Annotated in this window: 1 protein-coding gene; it reads right to left on the bottom strand. The window is 38.5% G+C overall.

The window, feature by feature from the left end; genetic code table 11:
* Positions 1-274 precede the first annotated feature (274 nt).
* Complete coding sequence (locus tag H5120_RS19995) at positions 275-910, bottom strand: isoprenylcysteine carboxylmethyltransferase family protein (protein WP_182671906.1); 636 nt, start codon at positions 908-910, stop codon at positions 275-277.
* Between the last annotated feature and the right edge of the window lie 979 nt (positions 911-1,889).

The raw sequence follows: 1,889 nt of genomic DNA on the forward strand, positions 1-1,889 counted from the left end.
TACCTGTGTTAAAAAATTCTCATTTACGACTGCATGGATGCAGAAGGTAGAGCAATGCAGGAGCAATTGCCGAGAACAACTAAATAGCAAATTTTTTGCCTAGCTATCAACACGTTTTTCCATCCTCAAAATAGATCACTTAATTAAGCGAATTGGTATAAAACAAAAAAAAGTGATCTGATTTATGTCTATCGTGCTAGATTTTAGCAAGCCAATACAGAACACTTCTTTACTCTTGCCTTAAAAATCCATGTATTTAAAGCTCAATCCCAAGCTATAACCAGCGAGGGACTAGTTGTTTATACTCTTTATATTCTGTAGAAAAACGATGGGCTAAATGAGCCTCCTCAACTAATGTTTGTCTATATATAGCTGTAAAACCAATAACTAAACAGGTCAAACTAAATATACTAGGTAAGGCTAAAAAGAACCCCACCTGTGCAGCTACAACGCCTAAATACATCGGATTCCTAGAGTATTCATATAATCCTGATGTTTTAAGTTCATGTGGTCCCTTAGGATCAATTCCTGAACGCCAAAGGGCTGCCATATGAAAATGTACAAACATCGTTAAAATAAAGCCTGCGGTCAATAATACATCGCCAAATAATACGCCTGGCCAGCCATTGAGTATTGGGAATAGCCCAAGATAGCTATCTAACTCAGGTACAAACACTCTAATTACACATACAAACCAAATAGCAGCCCTGAAAAATTTAAAAACCATATGGTTCCACCAACTAGTACAAAATTTATCACCGGGATAAATAACGCCTGATGGTGTATTTCGATTTTTATAAATAATTCTAAATGTATAAAATCCGGCAACAAAAGTATAAAAAATAGCTAAGTAAACTCGGGTAAATTCAACTAGCGATGCAGAGTCATCTACAAATGTTTCATAAGGCATTTAAGTTACAGCTCACAATCATTATTGGTAGTAATTTTAAAACAACTAAGCCAATAGATTTAGTTATAAGATCATGAAATCATATTAGTATTCATTGCCCTCATAAACAAGCTAAGTCTGTGGTTAGTTAACGAGTTATAATGAACTAATCAAACTAATTTATAAATTCTGTTTAATACTTCACCTAAACAACTGCTTACACAAACCGAAAACGTAAATTCGGTAGTTCACAATTTTATTTTTATACCAATTAGCTTAATTAAGTGATCTATTTTTCCGCCCTACTCGATGGTGTTGGTATGAGTGTATATTAATTGCGCATATTTCACTTTTCTGCAAACGTAAAAAAGCCCGACGATTTCTAGTCGGGCTCTCTACGATTTGAAGTCGGTGCGCTACGCAGTAGGATATCGTTGTGCCCACAGCGGTGGAGAGTCACAGTGAAATGCTACACTCTCTTTGTGTCAGGGCGGCCTTCCGTGGGGCTCGCCTTCGAGCTGTTTGGTTTCACTACTTAGTTCGGCATGGGCTCTTGGCTATTTACTAAATCCCAGAAAGCAAAAAACCCGTCACATTGTTGTAACGGGTCTCTACAATTTGAAGCCTGATAATGTCGTAGTGCCCACAGCGGTAGAAAGTCACATAGCAAATGCTACACTATCGTTGGTCGGGGCTCGCCTTCGAGCTGTTTGGTTTCACTACTTAGTTCGGCATGGGCTCTGGCTATTTACTAAATCCCAGAAAGCAAAAAACCCGTCACATTGCTGTAACGGGTCTCTACAATTTGAAGCCTGGTAATGTCCTACTTTCACATAGCAAATGCTACACTATCGTTGGCCGGGGCTCGCCTTCGTACTGTTTGGTTTAACTACTCAGTGCGGTCCGGGCCCCTAGCGTCTCGCACCAGACTCGTGGCTTAATTAGTATCGCTACGTATTAACTGAATATATAACATTTCTAATAATATTACTTAGTTCGT

The sequence above is a fragment of the Pseudoalteromonas sp. SR43-2 genome (genome assembly GCF_014163885.1).
In the GTDB taxonomy this organism is placed as follows: Bacteria; Pseudomonadota; Gammaproteobacteria; order Enterobacterales; family Alteromonadaceae; genus Pseudoalteromonas; species Pseudoalteromonas distincta.